General features: G+C 57.3%; 18 protein-coding genes. 7 read left to right on the forward strand and 11 right to left on the reverse strand.

Going from position 1 to position 16951, the window contains the following annotated elements:
- Positions 1–282 precede the first annotated feature (282 nt).
- Positions 283–819: a gamma carbonic anhydrase family protein gene (locus tag R0I78_RS02180; protein WP_026344842.1), complete on the forward strand. Its 537-nt coding sequence runs from the start codon at positions 283–285 to the stop codon at positions 817–819.
- A 452-nt stretch (positions 820–1271) separates the two neighbouring features.
- Here the strand turns inward: R0I78_RS02180 and R0I78_RS02185 are convergent, their stop codons facing one another.
- The gene (locus R0I78_RS02185; RefSeq protein ID WP_019935086.1) at positions 1272–1532 is read right to left on the reverse strand and encodes a DUF1488 domain-containing protein; all 261 of its coding nucleotides are present in this window, start codon (positions 1530–1532) and stop codon (positions 1272–1274) included.
- The gene (gene aroE / locus R0I78_RS02190) at positions 1529–2353 is read right to left on the reverse strand and encodes a shikimate dehydrogenase (RefSeq protein ID WP_317074142.1); all 825 of its coding nucleotides are present in this window, start codon (positions 2351–2353) and stop codon (positions 1529–1531) included. Before aroE ends, R0I78_RS02185 begins: the two co-directional genes overlap by 4 nt.
- 129 nt (positions 2354–2482) lie before the next feature.
- On the opposite strand from aroE, the gene hdfR reads away from it, so the two are divergent.
- Entirely contained in the window at positions 2483–3337 is an 855-nt protein-coding gene (gene hdfR / locus R0I78_RS02195) for an HTH-type transcriptional regulator HdfR (protein ID WP_026344843.1), read from the forward strand.
- Here hdfR and hemF read toward each other — a convergent pair.
- The 5 genes from hemF to dprA are packed head-to-tail and all read right to left on the reverse strand — an operon-like array spanning position 3334 to position 7018.
- The gene (gene hemF / locus R0I78_RS02200; protein WP_317074143.1) at positions 3334–4242 is read right to left on the reverse strand and encodes an oxygen-dependent coproporphyrinogen oxidase; all 909 of its coding nucleotides are present in this window, start codon (positions 4240–4242) and stop codon (positions 3334–3336) included. The genes hdfR and hemF overlap by 4 nt on opposite strands.
- Positions 4243–4265: 23 nt before the next feature.
- On the reverse strand, positions 4266–4829 hold the full coding sequence (locus R0I78_RS02205; RefSeq protein WP_317074144.1) for an L-threonylcarbamoyladenylate synthase: 564 nt from the start codon (positions 4827–4829) through the stop codon (positions 4266–4268).
- A 23-nt stretch (positions 4830–4852) separates the two neighbouring features.
- Positions 4853–5395: a type I DNA topoisomerase gene (locus R0I78_RS02210; RefSeq protein ID WP_019935091.1), complete on the reverse strand. Its 543-nt coding sequence runs from the start codon at positions 5393–5395 to the stop codon at positions 4853–4855.
- A gap of 49 nt (positions 5396–5444) precedes the next feature.
- Positions 5445–5918, reverse strand: coding sequence for a DUF494 family protein (locus R0I78_RS02215; RefSeq protein ID WP_019935092.1), 474 nt, complete (start codon positions 5916–5918; stop codon positions 5445–5447).
- A gap of 2 nt (positions 5919–5920) precedes the next feature.
- Positions 5921–7018: a DNA-processing protein DprA gene (gene dprA / locus R0I78_RS02220; protein WP_317074145.1), complete on the reverse strand. Its 1098-nt coding sequence runs from the start codon at positions 7016–7018 to the stop codon at positions 5921–5923.
- Between the two features lie 90 nt (positions 7019–7108).
- Between dprA and def the strand changes: the two genes are divergently transcribed.
- The 4 genes from def to trkA are packed head-to-tail and all read left to right on the forward strand — an operon-like array spanning position 7109 to position 11277.
- The gene (def, locus tag R0I78_RS02225; RefSeq protein ID WP_019935094.1) at positions 7109–7618 is read left to right on the forward strand and encodes a peptide deformylase; all 510 of its coding nucleotides are present in this window, start codon (positions 7109–7111) and stop codon (positions 7616–7618) included.
- Positions 7619–7638: 20 nt separating this feature from the next.
- Positions 7639–8583, forward strand: a complete 945-nt coding sequence (fmt, locus tag R0I78_RS02230; RefSeq protein ID WP_317074146.1) for a methionyl-tRNA formyltransferase — start codon at positions 7639–7641, stop codon at positions 8581–8583.
- A gap of 25 nt (positions 8584–8608) precedes the next feature.
- Positions 8609–9904, forward strand: a complete 1296-nt coding sequence (gene rsmB, locus R0I78_RS02235) for a 16S rRNA (cytosine(967)-C(5))-methyltransferase RsmB (protein WP_317074147.1) — start codon at positions 8609–8611, stop codon at positions 9902–9904.
- A complete protein-coding gene (trkA, locus tag R0I78_RS02240; RefSeq protein WP_019935097.1) occupies positions 9901–11277 on the forward strand; it encodes a Trk system potassium transporter TrkA in 1377 nt (458 codons plus the stop codon). The genes rsmB and trkA overlap by 4 nt, the downstream gene beginning before the upstream one ends.
- Here the strand turns inward: trkA and rmuC are convergent.
- The 3 genes from rmuC to R0I78_RS02255 are packed head-to-tail and all read right to left on the reverse strand — an operon-like array spanning position 11272 to position 13747.
- Positions 11272–12624, reverse strand: a complete 1353-nt coding sequence (rmuC, locus tag R0I78_RS02245; protein ID WP_317074149.1) for a DNA recombination protein RmuC — start codon at positions 12622–12624, stop codon at positions 11272–11274. The genes trkA and rmuC overlap by 6 nt on opposite strands.
- Positions 12621–12860, reverse strand: coding sequence for a hypothetical protein (locus R0I78_RS02250; protein ID WP_317074150.1), 240 nt, complete (start codon positions 12858–12860; stop codon positions 12621–12623). Before R0I78_RS02250 ends, rmuC begins: the two co-directional genes overlap by 4 nt.
- Positions 12857–13747, reverse strand: coding sequence for a PfkB family carbohydrate kinase (locus tag R0I78_RS02255; protein ID WP_317074201.1), 891 nt, complete (start codon positions 13745–13747; stop codon positions 12857–12859). Before R0I78_RS02255 ends, R0I78_RS02250 begins: the two co-directional genes overlap by 4 nt.
- Positions 13748–14047: 300 nt before the next feature.
- Here R0I78_RS02255 and R0I78_RS02260 point away from each other — a divergent pair, with 300 nt between their 5' ends.
- Positions 14048–15730 carry a methyl-accepting chemotaxis protein gene (locus tag R0I78_RS02260; RefSeq protein WP_317074151.1) on the forward strand — a complete coding sequence of 561 codons (1683 nt, stop codon included), beginning with the start codon at positions 14048–14050 and terminating at the stop codon, positions 15728–15730.
- 46 nt (positions 15731–15776) lie between these two features.
- On the opposite strand, the gene R0I78_RS02265 is transcribed toward R0I78_RS02260, so the two are convergent.
- Positions 15777–16910 carry an aminotransferase class V-fold PLP-dependent enzyme gene (locus R0I78_RS02265; RefSeq protein ID WP_317074152.1) on the reverse strand — a complete coding sequence of 378 codons (1134 nt, stop codon included), beginning with the start codon at positions 16908–16910 and terminating at the stop codon, positions 15777–15779.
- Positions 16911–16951: the final 41 nt, after the last annotated feature.

Genomic DNA, 16951 nt, shown 5'->3' on the forward strand with positions numbered 1-16951 from the left:
TACGCAACTCTTGGTGTTCGTCAAGCGTTGAATCAAACTTTGTTTCGTTGTCTTTCAACGTTTGTGACCGTAGGCCGCTTGCCCCGTGTCAGTGGATGCGCATTATAGGGAGCCGCGATTTTTGCGCAAGGGCTTTTTTGACAAAAAACGGGGTTTCAGCACCGAACGCTTATTAACTCAGCAAAACCACATGTTAGCCACAGAGTTATACACAGATCCTGCACTTTTATCTGGGTTTCGGTACTATATTGCCCTGTCAGCCCCCAATAAAGAGATGAAGGCATGAAATCATTAAAGGCATACCAGGGAATCGTTCCAACGCTGGGCGAGCGCGTGTTTGTGGAAGAATCTGCCGTGCTTTACGGCGACATTATTCTGGGTAACGACAGCAGCATCTGGCCTCTGGTTGCCGCCCGGGGCGATGTGAACCACATTCGCATCGGTGCCCGTACCAATATTCAGGATGGCAGCGTGCTGCACGTCACCCGCCAAAGTGATTCCCGCCCCGACGGCCTGCCGTTGCTGATCGGGGATGACGTAACGGTTGGTCACAAGGCCATGTTACACGCCTGCACCATCGGTAATCGGGTACTGGTGGGCATGGGTGCCATTATTCTGGATGGTGCCATCGTTGAAGACGATGTGATTATCGGTGCCGGCAGTCTGGTGCCGCCGGGCAAGCGACTGAAGACAGGTTTTTTATATGTCGGCTCACCGGTGCGTCAGGCGCGCCCGCTGACCGAGGAAGAAAAGGCATTTTTGCCCGCCTCAGCCGACAACTATGTACGCCTGAAGGATGAATATCTCCAGCAGAGGTAATCAACAGACAAATCTCGGTCACAAATATCATCGTCTGCAGAGCAGTGCACTATCGTCGCTCAAAGCGCACTACTTCGCCGGCACGCTGTGAATACCTCCATGTACGCTCCGTCGCGTCATCCCTGACGCGAAGGGCACGGCGAAGCAGACACCCTTTGCCCTCCTCTGCACGCCTGACGCTGACTGATTGTATGCAGATAATGCCGATGTTGCCCGAAGTAGCAGTGGGGATTGCCGTAGCCGAACATTAAATGCCAGGGATGGCATTTTCGAGCGTTCATGGGGCGAGCTTTGCTCGCCATGACGAATTAAAAAAGCCTGACCGAACATTAACTATGTTCGCAACAGGCTTTTTTAGTGAGTGGCAATAAGTGAAGCGTGTCGGCGGAGTGCAACCGCACTGATGCTTCGCGTAGCGCCCTCTCTGCCGGCTCTTGACCAAGATACAAGCCCTACAGGCTGATGCTGCCGTCCGGTGCAAAGGCTTCTTCTTCGATGCGCTCGCACACCAGCTCTTCAATATCAAAGCGCACCTGCTCAAAGGCCAGCATGGCACTGGCCTCGTCGGGTAACTGCTGACCCGCCAGGTGCTCCAGCCGGTGCTGAGTGATAAAACAGAATACCTGCCTGCCCTGCCAGTGAGCACTGAAGGCCAGCCGTTGTTCTTCGGGCTGCCAGTAAACTTCGTCGCCGACAATAATGTCCTGATTCATTGTGCCTGTTCCAGTCTGGTCCTGAGTGCCTGCAGTACCGGTGCCATATTCGGGCGCACACCACGCCAGAGATAAAAGCTTTCTGCCGCCTGTCCTACCAGCATGCCCAGGCCATCATAACGATGACTGACGCCCTGCTCCGTCGCCCAGCACATAAAGGGAGTTTCTTCCCGCCCATACATCATATCGTAGACATGGGTGCCGGAATGGCAAAGGCTGGCAGGCAAGGTCAGCCGCTCTCCCTGCAAACTGGCAGAAGTGCTGTTAATAATCAGATCAAAGGATCCCTGCAAGGCATCAAGCGGCTGGCTGCTGACCGGTCCCAGGCTGGCAAAGCGGCTGGCCAGTTCATCGGCCCGTGCCCGCGTGCGATTGGTCACCACCAGCATGGCCGGCTGCTCCGCCAGCAACGGGCCCATCACTCCCCGGGCTGCTCCGCCCGCGCCCAGCAGCAAAATGCGTTTATCCGTCAGCGGTACGCCCAGTCGTTTTAAATCCATGACCAGGCCGGCCCCGTCGGTATTATCGGCAAATAACCGGCCATCGCTCATTACTTTAAGAGTATTAACCGCTTCTGCCAGACTGGCACGCTCACTCAGCTCATCGGCTACCGCCAGCGCATCGGTTTTAAAAGGAACAGTCACATTGCAGCCAAGTCCCCCCTGCTTTACGAAATCCGCTATTCCCTGAGCAAAACCATCCAGTGGCAACAATAGCCTCTCGTAGCTGATTTGCTGACCGGTTTGATCGGCAAATGCCTGATGAATAAAGGGTGACTGACTGTGAGCGATGGGATTACCGGTAACGACGTATCTGTCCATGATGCTTCTCACTGCTACTGAATTTAAAGGAGATAGAAATTATATTGCCATCAAAGGCATTTTTTTGGTTGCATTAGCCGCCAAAACGAATAGATTTTGCGCTAACGAACAAAATAATTGTGGTTGGCCTTGGATACCGAACTTTTAAAAACCTTTCTGGAAGTGTCACGTACCCGTCACTTTGGCAAGGCAGCAGAGCACCTGTACCTGACGCCGTCTGCGGTCAGCTTTCGCATTCGCCAGCTTGAAAGCCAGCTGGGCGTCACCCTCTTCACCCGGTTGCGCAACAATATTCAGCTGACCTCATCAGGTGAAGCACTTATCCCTCATGCAGAATCCATGCTGCTGGCCTGGGCCCGGGCCCAGCACGAGGTAGCTTTAAGCGAACGGCAAACTCAGCAGCTGGCAGTGGCAGGCACCGCTAACCTGTGGGACGCCTACCTGCAAGACGGTTTGCACCGGCTTTATTGTGAGCTGCCGGCATTATCATTACGAGCCGATATTCGCACTCCGGAGCAAATGACCCGGGCGCTGCTGAGCCGCACTCTGGATCTGGCCTTTCTTACGGATCCAGCCCGTATTGAGGGAGTACGCCATATTGCTACCCACACCATGGATCTGCAGCTGGTCTCCACTTATCCAGGTTTGGATGCCAGCCGGGCCATGGCTCAGGATTACATTCGTATCGACTGGGGCACCGCCTTTAATACTCAGCACGCCAAACTGTTCAATACCGCCACGCCTCCGTTGCTGCATACTGGTTCAGTACGCATTGCGCTGGAATATCTGCTGCATCACGGCGGCAGTGCCTTTTTACCCAGTTCCATGATCCGTCAATACCAGGATCAGGAACGGCTGTTTCTGGTGGAAGAGGCTCCCACCATCAGTCGGGAAGTCTATGCAGCTTTTTTGCCCGGCGGTGAGCGCCAGGCATTAATTGACAAGGTGATAGAGCTATTTGGCACCGAGTCCGGCCGTACTTAAACCCAGCTACGCGGCACCAGAAACGCCTGCAGCCGTGCCTCTCTGGAGCCGGCTTCTGGCTGCCAGTCATATTCCCACCGGGCCAGCGGCGGCATCGACATCAGAATAGACTCGGTACGGCCGCCGGTCTGTAGTCCGAACAAAGTACCTCTGTCATATACCAGGTTGAACTCGACGTAGCGGCCCCGGCGATACAGCTGGAACTGACGCTCATCCTCACCATAGGGGGTATCTTTACGGCGCGCGATAATCGGCAGATAAGCATCCAGGTAGCCCTCACCCACTGCTTTCATAAAGGCAAAGCACCGCTCAAAAGGCCATTCATTCAGATCATCAAAAAAAAGCCCGCCCACGCCCCGGGTTTCATTCCTGTGCTTGAGGTAGAAATAGCGGTCACACCATTCCTTGTATTTGGGATAGACATCCTCACCAAAGGGTTCACACAAATCCTTGGATACTTGATGCCAGTGCCGGCAGTCTTCTTCCACCGGATAAAACGGCGTCAGATCAAAACCACCACCAAACCACCACACCGGATCGGCCCCTTCTTTTTCGGCAATAAAGAAACGCACATTGGCATGACTGGTGGGCACATGAGGGTTGTGCGGATGGATCACCAGCGACACCCCCATGGCCTCAAAAGAGCGGCCCGCCAGCTCCGGGCGGTGCGCTGTGGCCGACGCCGGCATGGCAGCACCGTATACATGAGAGAAGTTCACGCCACCCTGCTCGATTACGGTACCATTGCGCAGTACCCGACTGCGGCCACCGCCGCCTTCTTCCCGGGTCCAGCTGTCTTCAATAAAACGGCCGCTGCCGTCGGCCTGTTCCAGCTGCCGGCAGATATTGTCCTGCAGTGCCAGTAAAAATGCCTTTACGGCCGACGTATCCGGTTTGCTACTCATGATAATTCCTTGTTGATAAACAGTCAGGCCGGGCGTAATACAGCGCCGGTAATGCCATCGCGAATCAGCGACGGGTTAGCCCGGCCGCCGGTATCGCCGGGCAGAATATAGTCGAGCTCATTGCCCAGCCGGTCAGCCAGCTCGGCAGCACTGCGGGCAGGCTCTTCACCGCTCTTATTGGCACTGGTCGACACCAGCGGCTTGCCATAGGCCAGGCAGAGATCGTGGGCCTGAGGATGATCGGTGACCCGCACCGCCAACGAATCGAACCGGCCTTTCAGCCATTCGGGCACTTCGGGACGCGCCGGAATAATCCAGGTATAGGGCCCGGGCCAGCTTGCCAGAATCACCTCCAGCCGCCCTTCGGGCAGCCGGGTCAGATCCAGATAAGGCAACAGCTGACTGACATCGGCGGCGATTAGTACCAGCCCCTTGTCGACCGGGCGCTCCTTGATGGTCAGCACTCTTTGTACTGCCTCACCATTATCGGGATCACACCCAATACCAAATACCGCTTCCGTGGCATAACCGATGACACCGCCCTGTTGCAGCTGTTCAACGGCCGTAAAGAAAGCTTGCTGAGTCATGAAAACGAAATTCCTGAAGATGTTTATTGCTGGTAACCACAGCCTTTTTTCGGGCAACAAAGCCGGCCCTTGCGCTCGGTAAGAATACCAAAACCGCACTCCGGGCAGGGTTTGGCTACCGGTTTGTCGTTAACAATATAGCGGCAGCCCGGGTAAGCATCGCAGGCATAAAAGCGCTTGCCGTAACGGGAGGTACGAGCCACCAGATGACCTTTTTCGCACACCGGACAGGCAGGATCGCTGTTGCCCTGATCGTTGATATCAGCCACATAATGACACTCAGGATAATGAGAGCAGCCAATAAAAAGTCCGTAGCGCCCCTTGCGAATGGCCAGGGTATGACCACACAGCGGGCAGGTACTGCCTTTCAGCAGTTTTTCCACGTCTTCATCGTGCTCAATGACCTTGAGCGGCCTCAGATAGTCACAACCGGGATAGGCTGAACAGCCAAGAAAGGCACCATGCTTGCCATGGCGCAACTGCAGAGGTTTGCCACAAGCCGGGCAAGCCTCTTCGGCCGGGCCTGAATGCTGGCCACTGAACAGACTGGTATCGATTTTCGACATGCCGCGCCTCCGAATTCACTGGCTGTGAAGTCTACCAGCGCGGCCGGGATCAGTGAACCGCTCCGTCAGGTTGTTCAAACAGCAGATCTTCCAGCTCGTGATAAGCCGACTCACTCCCGGGCACATTGAACAGCACCATCAGCACTACCCACTTGAGGTCATCGAGTTCAATCACCGGCGAGTCCAGCTCCATTACCCGGTCAATCACAATTTCGCGGGTTTCGGCATTCAGCACCTTGATTTGCTCAAGGAACAACAAAAAACCACGCCCTTCGGTGTCGAGCTTATACAGCTCTTCCGGTGTATAGATGCGGAATGAATCGGGAGCAGAGCAGGCCCAGGCCGGCGGCTCTTCTGCTTCCTGCAGTGCAGCCAGGCGTTCCAGCCAGGCCAGCGCCTTGAGGATCTCTTCCTTGTTGAAGCCCGCGTCAGTCAGTTCTTCAGCGAGTTCATCCTGATCCACCATGGTGTCTACATCTGCATGGATGTAGGTCTCGAACAAGTACATCAGTACTTCGAACATGATCAGCTCCTCCTCGCTCTGACATAACCCCCGGGCACGGATTCCACCCAGCCGGCCAATTCCAGCTCGACCAACCGGGTTAACACCTGATGCACCGGCTGCTGGCAACGTTCTGCAATAATATCCAGTGCCGTTGCCTCTAAACCTACGTTATCCAACAAGTCCGGATAAGGCAATAATTGCTCCGTGGCAGCATCGTGAATTTTGACCGCTGCCGCAGAGAAGCCCGCCAGCTCTTCCAGTACGTCATTGGCCTCGTCCACCAGCTTGGCCCCCTGCTGTATTAACCGGTTACAGCCTGTCGCCTGCGGGTTTTGCCGGGCACCGGGCACGGCAAATACCTCTCGATTCTGCTCCAGGGCAAAGCGGGCAGTAATCAGCGAGCCACTGCGCTCAGCCGCTTCCATGACCAGCACCCCAAGAGCAAGACCGCTGATAATGCGGTTTCGTCTCGGAAACAGAAATGCCTGTGGTTTTTCCCAGGGGTAACATTCAGACATAATGACACCACCACACTCCACGATGTGACGAGCCAGCCGCAGATGCCGTTTGGGATGGCACTGGGCCAACCCGGAGCCAAACACCGCCAGCGTGGTACCGCCGGCATTCAGGGCGGCCTGATGAGCCAGACCATCAATCCCCATGGCAAGTCCGGAGGTAATGGCCAGCCCCGCTTCAACCAGAGGCGGAATAAGCTGGCGAGTGTTCTCCTTGCCCACATAGGAAGGATGCCGGCTGCCCACCACCGCCAGCTGGGGCAGTGTCAGCACCGCCGGATCCCCTTCTACAAATAACAGTAAGGGCGCGGCAGAAACCCGATTGAGTTGCTCGGGGTAGCGTGGATCGGCGCGCGTCAGCAAATGGCGCTCGGGGCCATCATTCAGCCACGCCAGCACTCGTTCCAGCAGGGCATGCTGAGGCGTCAGCAGATGAGTGAGAGTGGAGTCATCCAGGCCGGTTTCGCGCAAATATTCCGCCCGGCAGCAATTTTCCTGCAGTTTTTGCCACAGTTTCCAGCCGCGCACCGGGCCCAGGCCCTTGGCCTGCTGCAGGGCCAGCCAGGGTAATAAAGCGTGAGCATCAAGGTCTGTGTTGGTCATCTTCCTCTGCCTGCTGCCGACTGTTGCTGATTTTTGTGTTGCAAATGGCTAAAATACTGACAGAACCTAATACAGGAAATGAATCTCGTTATGGCCAAAGTTTTAGAAGTATTGCGCTTTCCCGATGAACGCCTCAGAACCGTCGCCAGGCCGGTAGACGCCTTTACTCCCGAGTTACAGACCATTGTAGATGATATGTTTGAGACCATGTATGCCGAAGAAGGCATCGGTCTGGCCGCCACTCAGGTGGATATTCATCAGCGTCTTATTGTGATCGACGTGTCCGAAGACCGGGAGCACCCCCTGGTGCTGATCAATCCGGAAATTCTGGAAAGCCACGGCAGCACCGGCATTGAAGAAGGCTGCCTGTCGGTGCCCGGTGCCCGCGCTCTGGTACCCCGGGCCGAAAAAGTAAAAATTCGTGCGCAAGACAGACACGGCGAGACCTTTGAGCTGGAAGCGGACGATCTGCTGGCCATCTGCATTCAGCATGAAATGGATCACCTGCAAGGCAAACTGTTTGTGGATTACCTGTCTCCGCTCAAGCGCCAGCGCATTCGTCAGAAAATGGAAAAAATGGCCCGTCAGGAACAGCGCTGATTCATCGCTAAGGATTTTTCTTGAGCAAACTCAATCTGGTTTTTGCCGGCACGCCCGACTTTGCCGCCCGTCATCTGCAGGCGCTGCTGGATGCCGGCCACAATGTCATTGCCGTTTACACTCAGCCCGACCGCCCTGCGGGCCGGGGCAAAAAGCTGACCCCAAGCCCGGTCAAGGTGACCGCTGAGCAAGCCGGCCTGCCGGTGTATCAACCTCAGAGCCTGCGTGACGACACCGCTCAGGCCGAGCTGGCCGCCCTGGGTGCCGATCTGATGGTGGTGGTGGCCTATGGCCTGATCCTGCCACAAGTGGTGCTCGATACGCCGCGCCTGGGCTGCATTAACGTGCATGGCTCCCTGCTGCCCCGCTGGCGTGGTGCCGCCCCCATTCAGCGTGCCATCTGGGCCGGCGATGCCAACACCGGCGTGACCATCATGCAGATGGACAAGGGTTTGGATACCGGTGCCATGCTGCACAAGGCCAGCCTGCCCATCGAGGCCGGCGACACCTCTGCCAGCCTCTATGAAAAACTGGCCGGGCTGGGCCCGCAGGCGCTGCTGCACACCCTTGGCCAGCTGGAAAATGGCAGCGTCAACGCCGAGCCCCAGAACGATGCAGAAGCCAACTATGCCGAAAAACTCAGCAAGGAAGAAGCCCGCATCGACTGGAGCCTGCCTGCGGTGCAGCTGGAACGCTGCGTGCGCGCCTTTAACCCCTGGCCGGTGAGCTACTTTATGGTGGCGGAGCACAATATCAAACTGTGGCAGACGCAAGTACTGGATCAAGGCACAGATGCCGCTCCCGGCACCATTCTGGCCGCTGGTAAAGCCGGCATAGACGTGGCCACCGGCCAGGGTGTACTTCGCCTGCTCAGCCTGCAGCCCCCGGGCAAAAAAGCCATGAGCTGCCAGGATTTGCTCAATGCCCGTAAAGACTGGTTCACTCCGGGCAGCCAGCTGTACTGATGTTCGCCAACCACAAGAGAACGCCATGAAAACTCGCGCCGCCGCGGCCAATATTGTTCACCGGGTGATCAATCAGGGTCAGTCCCTGTCTGCCCTGCTGCCCCGCTATCAGCAGGAGGTGGCCGCCAAGGATCGCGCCCTGCTGCAGGAGCTGTGCTTTGGCACACTGCGCTGGTACAGCCGGCTCGATGCCATGGCCAAGCAACTGCTCGACAAGCCGCTCAAGGGCAAATACCAGCCGGTGCATGCCCTGCTGCTGGTGGGGCTGTATCAGCTGCTCTATACCCGGGTACCGGCCCATGCGGCGCTGGCCGAAACCGTGGCCGCCTGCAAACAGCTCAAGGCCGATCCGTTCAAGGGGCTGGTCAACGGCGTGCTGCGCAATGTGCAGCGCCGGCAGCAGGAGCTGGAAGAAAAGGTGGATGCCCTGCCTCAGCTGCGTCAGGCCCACCCCAACTGGCTGATGAAACGGCTGCAGCAGGCCTATCCCGAGCAGTGGCAGGCCATTATGGCCGCCAATAACTGCCACCCGCCCATGTGGATTCGAGTGAACGAGACCCACCACAGCCGCGACCAGTATATGGCGCTGCTGGCGGAGCAGGGCATTGAGGCCAGTGCCGACCCGCTGGCCGCCCAGGCGCTGCGGCTGGGCCGGCCGGTGGATGTTACCACCCTGCCCGGTTTCAGCGAGGGCCATTGTTCGGTGCAGGATGCCGCTGCCCAGATAGCCGCGCAACTGCTCGATCCGCAGCCCGGTGAGCTGATCCTTGACGCCTGTGCCGCCCCCGGTGGTAAAACCGCCCATATTCTGGAGCGCCAGCCGGCGCTGAAGCAGCTGGTGGCCATTGATATGGACGCCGACCGGCTGGAGCGGGTGCATCAGAACCTGGACCGCATCGGCCTTGAGGCCACCGTGCTGCAGGGCGATGCCGCCAGACCGCAGGACTGGTGGCAAGGGCCGCAATTTGATCGCATTCTGCTTGATGCGCCCTGCTCCGCCACCGGCGTGATCCGTCGCCACCCTGATATCAAATGGCTGCGCCGGCCCGAAGACATCGCCCAGCTGGCGGCGCTGCAGTCGCAAATTCTGGATGCCCAGTGGCAGCAACTGAAACCCGGCGGTATGCTGCTCTATGCCACCTGCTCGGTATTACCGGACGAAAACCGCGAGCAGGTAAAGGCTTTTCTGGCCCGCACCCCCGACGCCTTGCTGCAGCCCCTGCATGATGGCGATACACCGCAGCAACCGGGCTGGCAGCTGCTGCCGGATGAACACGGACGGGACGGTTTCTATTACGCCAAAATAGCGAAACAGGCATGAAAATCATCATTCTGGGGGCCGGCCAGGTAGGCGGCACCCTGGCAGAAAACCTGGTGGGTGAAAATAACGACATCACCCTGGTCGACACCAACACGGAGCGGCTGCGCGAGCTGCAGGACAAATATGATCTGCGGGTCGTCAATGGCCATGGTGCCTATCCGTCGGTGCTGCGGGAAGCCGGTGCTCAGGATGCCGACATGCTGGTGGCGGTCACCAACAGCGACGAAACCAATATGATTGCCTGTCAGGTGGCCTATTCCCTGTTCAACACGCCCAACAAGGTGGCCCGTATTCGCTCACCGGAGTTCCTGGCGGAGCGGGAGCGGCTGTTTATGAACGAGGCCATTCCGGTAGATAGCCTGATCGCTCCCGAGCAGCTGGTGACTGAATATATTTACCGGCTGATTCAGTATCCCGGTGCCCTGCAGGTGGTGGACTTTGCCGAAGGCAAGGTGGGTCTGGTGGCCATCAAGGCCTATTATGGCGGCCCTCTGGTGGGCAATGCGCTCTCTACTCTGCGGGATCACATGCCCAGCATAGATACTAGGGTGGCGGCCATTTTTCGCCAGGACAGGCCCATACGCCCGCAGGGCACCACCATTATCGAGGCGGACGATGAAGTCTTTTTTGTCGCTGCCAGCGGCCATATTCGCGCGGTGATGTCTGAGCTGCAACGGCTGGAAAGTGACTATAAGCGCATCATGATAGTGGGTGGTGGCAATATAGGAGCAGGGCTTGCCAGCCGGCTGGAGCGACAATATTCAGTCAAGCTGATCGAACACAGCCCCAAGCGGGCTGAACAGCTGTCGGAAATGCTGGAGCACACCATGGTGTTTTGTGGTGATGCTTCGGATCAGGAGCTGCTGATTGAAGAACATATCGATCAGGTCGACGTTTTTATTGCGGTCACCAACCAGGACGAAGCCAACATAATGTCGGCCATGCTCGCCAAAAAAATGGGTGCCCGCAAGGTGATGGTGCTTATTCAGCGCGGTGCCTATGTGGATCTGGTGCAGGGCGGCACCATAGACGTGGCCATATCGCCCCAGCAGGCCACCATTTCGGCCCTGCTGACCCATGTGCGCCGGGCCGACATTGTTAACGTCTATTCCCTACGCCGGGGGGCTGCCGAAGCCATAGAGGCCATTGCCCATGGCGACAGCAGCACTTCCAGAGTGGTGGGCCGCATGGTGGGCGATCTCAAGCTGCCGCCGGGCACCACCATAGGGGCCATAGTACGGGGCGAAGAAGTACTGATTGGCCACGATAAAACCGTCATCGAACAAAATGACCATGTGGTGCTGTTTCTGGTCGACAAAAAGTTTATTCCCGAGGTGGAGCGGCTGTTTCAGCCCAGCCCCTTCTTTTTATAACTCCTTTGGCACTGACTCCAGCGCCGGCTCTTCGGTGATCCGGCTTTGCTCCTGCAGGTGCTCAGGCAAGGGCTTGGTCACTTCCACTCCCAGCTCGCGAAAGGCCTCCGCCTGGCGCACCAGATTACCCCGGCCCTGGCACAAACGCTTCATGGCACGCTGATAGCTGTCATCGGCACGGCGCAGTGAGCCCCCCACCGCCTCCATGTCTTCGGTAAACAGCCGCAATTTTTCATAGAGCTTGCCCGCCGACTCGGCAATGCGCCGGGCATTCTGATTCTGCCGCTCTACCCGCCACAGGTTCTCTATGGTACGCAGCGCCACCAGCAGGTTCGTGGGGCTGACCAGCAGAATATTATGGTCAAGGGCATATTTCACCAGTGCTGGCTCGTGCTCTACCGCCACCAGAAACGCCGGCTCTACCGCCACAAACATGAGCACATAATCCAGGGTACGCACCCCCTGCAGCTGATGATAATCCTTGCGTCCCAGCTCGCGAATATGGCCCCGCACAGAGGCAACATGCTCCCGCAGTGCCTGCTCGCGCTCGCCCTGAGTTTCACCGTTGAAATAACGCTCATAGGCGGTAAGTGATACCTTGGCGTCGATGATAATGTCCTTGTCCTGGGGCAGGTGCACTATCACATCGGGCTGATAACGCTTGCCGTCGGCGTTGCTCAGGCTTTGCTGAGTGCTGTATTCATGTCCTTCCCGCAGGCCAGACTCGGACAGCACTCGGGACAACACCACTTCGCCCCAGTTGCCCTGCTGCTTGCTGTCTCCTTTCAGGGCGCGGGTCAGGGCGCTGGTGTCGGCACTCATCTGTTTATGCAGCTCAGCCAGCCGTTCAATCTCAAACTTCAGGCTGTGGCGCTGGCGGCTTTCGTCAGCATAGGTTTCCTGCATATTTCGGCGAAAGCCTTCCAGCTGCTCGCGCAACGGCCCCAGCAGGGTGTCCAGGCTGTGCTGGTTCAGCTCCCGCAGGTTATGGGTTTTCTGCTCGAAAATGCGCTGGGCCAGATTTTCGAACTGCTGCTGCAGGCGGGCTTCACTGTCTTCAAACTGAGCCTGTTTTTCTGCTGCCCACTGCCGCTCCTGACGCAGCAGGGTTTCATACTCCTTGAGCCGGCCGTTCATTTTCAGCACCAGCTGCTGCTGTTGCTCCAGTCGCTGGCGCGTGTCCTGTAATTCGGCGCTGCGCTCGGTCAGGGCCTGCTGCCAGTGCTCACCTTGCTGAGCCGTCAGCTGCAGCCGCACGCCAAGAGTGATGTGGGCCAGCCCCCAGCCAGCCAGGGCAGACAGTGCCGCCAGCCCCAGCGGCCAGTAGGTGGGCAGCCACTCCGTCATCGCCATCTCCGGCGCACTATCAGGTCCATCACGCGACGATTAAGCCGCCACCACAGCAACACATATAAAAAATACAGAGAAACCAGAAGCCATTTATGGTGGTTTACGCCGGTATCGAACTCACTTAACGACAGGCCGGTCAGTTCTACATAACCAAATATCAGTACAGGAAACATCAGAAATACCGACCAGCGCCAGGTGATAGTCAGTAGCTTGATTATAAAGCTGTCATTCACTCAGGTTGCTCTCCGCAGGCTTGGATCAGGCTGAGCTTATCAGTGCTCATGGAGAATTTCAGCTCACCGGCCAGATACCGGAGCAACTGGGGCGAAGGAATGGACGAGGCCGATGTCAGAGTGCAGGCTGCCCAGTTGCCGGCTTCTGCCAGTGCCTCGGCCATTGACCAGCCTGAGCACAGACCATGAATAAGTCCGCCTGCAAAGGCATCACCTGCGCCGGTGGCATCCACCGGCGTCACTGCCGGAGCCGGCACATACAGCCGCTGCCCGGCAGAAATGGCCTCGGCACCCCGCTCACCGTGGGTAAGCACCAGCCACTCCAGCGAATCACCGGCCAGCTGTCTGGCATGCTGCCAGGGATCCGACAGCGTCCCCACGTCAGCGGCAGAGGCAATCATAATGCGGCAGGGACGTAACCAGCGACCACCGGCAGGATACTGACTGATCACCAGGCTGTGCGGGTTCATGGCCATCATATAATCTGCTGCCTGCTCGCCGTCGGTATTGACGTAAAGGCAATCTACCGGCTCCTGAGGCAAACATACAGGCAAGGCCGGCGGCCGGGTCTGACGCAGTATAGTGCGCTCACCCCGGCTGTCTACCAGCACCAGCAGCTCACCGGTGCTGCCCTCAAAGCGCTCGATATAATCCGTGTTAAGCCCCAGCTCTCTTGCCTGCTGCAGCAGCCAGTCACCGGTGTCATCATTGCCCAGCCGGGTTACCGGCAGCACTCTGTGGCCGGCCCAGCACAGGCCAGTGCCGGTGTTGGCGGCTCCGCCTCCCAGGCGACGACCGCCGTCCCGGTAATTCAGGCGACTGCCGGCAACCAGCGGCGCTTCCAGCTGCAGCACATGATCACAGTTCAGGTTAGCCAGCAATACCATGGTTTTGGTTTCTGTTTTTGCTTTCGCCACGGGCACTCCTTTATTCAGCAGGCCCGCATCTTACCGCTCACTTCCCTGCCGGCACCAGCCTCTATTTGCCCGACGCTTGATGCAGGTCAAGATTCAAAGACCCATAAGGCTACCTTTTGTCAGTGTGTTACTGCTATGCTGCTGCAACGGTCATGAAGGCCGTATTAACACCAATATCAATAAGCATGGGACGCTTTAGCCTGTTGTCGAATATGCCACCGCGGGCAGCCACAGGCTCACAAGCCACCCTCAGAGCCCTCGAGGATGGATATGCAATTTTTTAATAACCTCAGTTTGCGCAACAAACTGATGGTCATGGTCATTACGCTGTTTATCGGATTAGTACTGGTTCAGATTTCTGCCATGACCGGCCTTCATATTGAACTGCTCAAGGCACGTCAGGAAAAGGTACGAGAGCAGGTTGAAACAGCCACGTCTCTGGTCAACCACTATTACGAACAACGCCAGCGGCTCGGTGACAGCCGCAGCCGCGAGCTGGCACTGGAAGCCGTTCGCGCCATGCGTTATGGCGATGATGGTTACATGTGGATCAACGACATGCAGCACCGGCTGGTGATGCATCCCCTCAAGCCCGACGAAGAAGGGCGCGATATGACCCAGGTCACTGATGCTGATGGCCATTACCACTGGCAGGCCATGGTAAACAGCGTCAAGGACAGCGGCGCAGGCTTCGTAGAATACACCTATATCGGCCCTCAGTTTGACAGTCCTCAGCAAAAAGTCTCTTACGTGCAGGGTTTTGCTCCCTGGGGATGGGTGATTGGCAGCGGCGTTTATCTCAGCGACGTTAACGAACTGTTCTGGCAGCAGGCGAGCAAATCATTGGCACTGACCGTTATGGTAGTTCTGGTGGCACTGGTATTAATCATGATTATTACTCGCACCCTTACCTTTTCGGTTGCCCGCGTGCAGGAAGTGATCGCCCGCTTTGGGCAGGGCGACCTGGCTGCCCGCACCGGTGCAACCCGCACCGATGAAATCGGTCAGCTTTCTCGCGGCGTGGATACCATGGGTGAGCAATTATGCACCCTGCTGGCTCAGGTGCGGGAAGCCGCCAATCTGCTGGATGGTGAAGCCGAAGGGCTGAGTGTAAAAAGCCGGCAAACTCGCGCCAGCATGCAAAATCAGTTCAATGAGGTAGATCAGGTCGCCACTGCGATGAACGAAATGAATGCCACCGTGCACGAAGTGGCCCGTCATGCCAGCGATGCGTCCGCAGCGGCAGAAAAAGCCAATCAGGAAGCCAGCATGGGCCATGAGGATGTTAACCGCAGCATCAGCAGTATGCAGCAGCTGGCCGACTCAGTGGGTGAAGCGGGCCAGGCCATGGAAGAGCTGGAAAGCCAGACCCGTCAGATTGACTCTGTGGTGGAAGTGATCCGCAATATCTCCGAGCAGACCAACCTGCTGGCACTGAACGCCGCCATTGAAGCCGCCCGGGCCGGCGAATCAGGCCGGGGCTTTGCCGTGGTAGCCGATGAGGTTCGCTCCCTGGCACTGCGTACTCAGGAATCTACCGGTGAGATTCAGCGTATGATCCAGCAACTGCAAAGCCATGCCGGCACCGTATCGGAACACATGACCAACAGCCAGGAACAGGCTGCCATCAGCATGGATGTGGTGCGCGCCGCCGGCCGGGACCTGGAGCAGATCCTGACGGAAGTGCAGAGCATTAACGATATGAATGCCCAGATTGCCACTGCGTCGGAAGAGCAGTCGGCAGTAGCGGAAGAAATTAACCGCAACCTGCTCAATATTAACGAAGGCTCCAGAGAGGCGCTGCAGGTCGCGGATCTGATTTCGGAAAGCAGTGAGCGGGTACATGAGTCGTCTCATCAGCTGACTCAGCAAATTGCCCGGTTTCAGCTTGAGCGAACCGCGCCCGACAAGCCCCGGCAGGAGCCGGCCTTATTAACAGAGGCTCAGGCCTGAACAAAAACGCCGCTCGGTTGAGCGGCGTTTTTTATGGGGGTGAATGTCAGTTCTGCAGCACCTTATCCAGTGCGGCTTCAAAGGTGGCCACAGTGCGGTCCACGTTTTTCAGTTTGTCGAGACCAAACAGGCCCAGCCGGAAGGTCTGAAAATCAGCGGGCTCGTCACAGGCCAGTGGCACGCCCGAGGCAATTTGCAGGCCTTCGGCGGCAAACTTGCTGCCGCTCTTGATGCCGGCGTCGTCGGTATAACACACCACCACACCCGGAGCAGCAAAGCCGCTGGCCGCCACACTCTTGATGCCACGGGAAGATAAAGCTGCACGAATTTTATCACCCAGCTCCTGCTGACGCTGTTTCATCAGCGCAAAGCCAAACTCACGGCTTTCTGTAATGGTATCGCGGAACATGGTGAGTGCATCGGTAGGCATGGTGGCGTGATAGGCATGGCCGCCCTGCTCATAGGTTTCCATGATCTGCAGCCATTTTTTCAGATCAATGGCAAAGCTGGAGCTTTGAGTGTGCTCAATACGCTCCCGGGCCAGTTTGCTCAGCATCACCAGGCCACAGCAGGGTGAGCTGCTCCAGCCCTTTTGCGGTGCGCTCAGCAGAATATCTACGCCGCAGGCTTCCATATCTACCCAGATGGTGCCGGAAGCAATGCAGTCAATCACCAGCAAACCGCCCACCTCATGCACCGCTTCAGCCATGGCACGAATATAGTTGTCGGGCAGCATAATGCCGGCAGCGGTTTCTACATGAGCGGCAAACACCATATCGGGCTTTTGCTCACGAATGGCGGCGACCACTTCCTCAATGGGTGCGGGAGCCATGGCGGCCTGAGGGCCATCCTCAATGGTGCGGGCCTTGAGCACGGTTTCGGATGCGGGAATGCTGCCGGCTTCAAAGATCTGACTCCAGCGATAGCTGAACCAACCATTACGCACCACCAGACAGTGCTTGTTACTGGCAAACTGCCGGGCTACCGCTTCCATGCCGTAAGTACCACTGCCGGGAACAATCACGGTGGAATGAGCGTGATAGAGCTCTTTCAGACTGGCAGAGATGTCTTTCATCACTTGCTGAAAGCGGCCGGACATATGGTTCAGCGCACGGTCGGTATAAACCACGGAATATTCCAGCAGACCATCAGGGTCGATATTGGGCAGCAATCCGGACATAATCACCTCTTGATAACGTAACTGACTTAAACACAGGGACG

The organism is Oceanimonas sp. CAM02 (assembly GCF_032842915.1).
GTDB lineage: Bacteria > Pseudomonadota > Gammaproteobacteria > Enterobacterales > Aeromonadaceae > Oceanimonas > Oceanimonas smirnovii.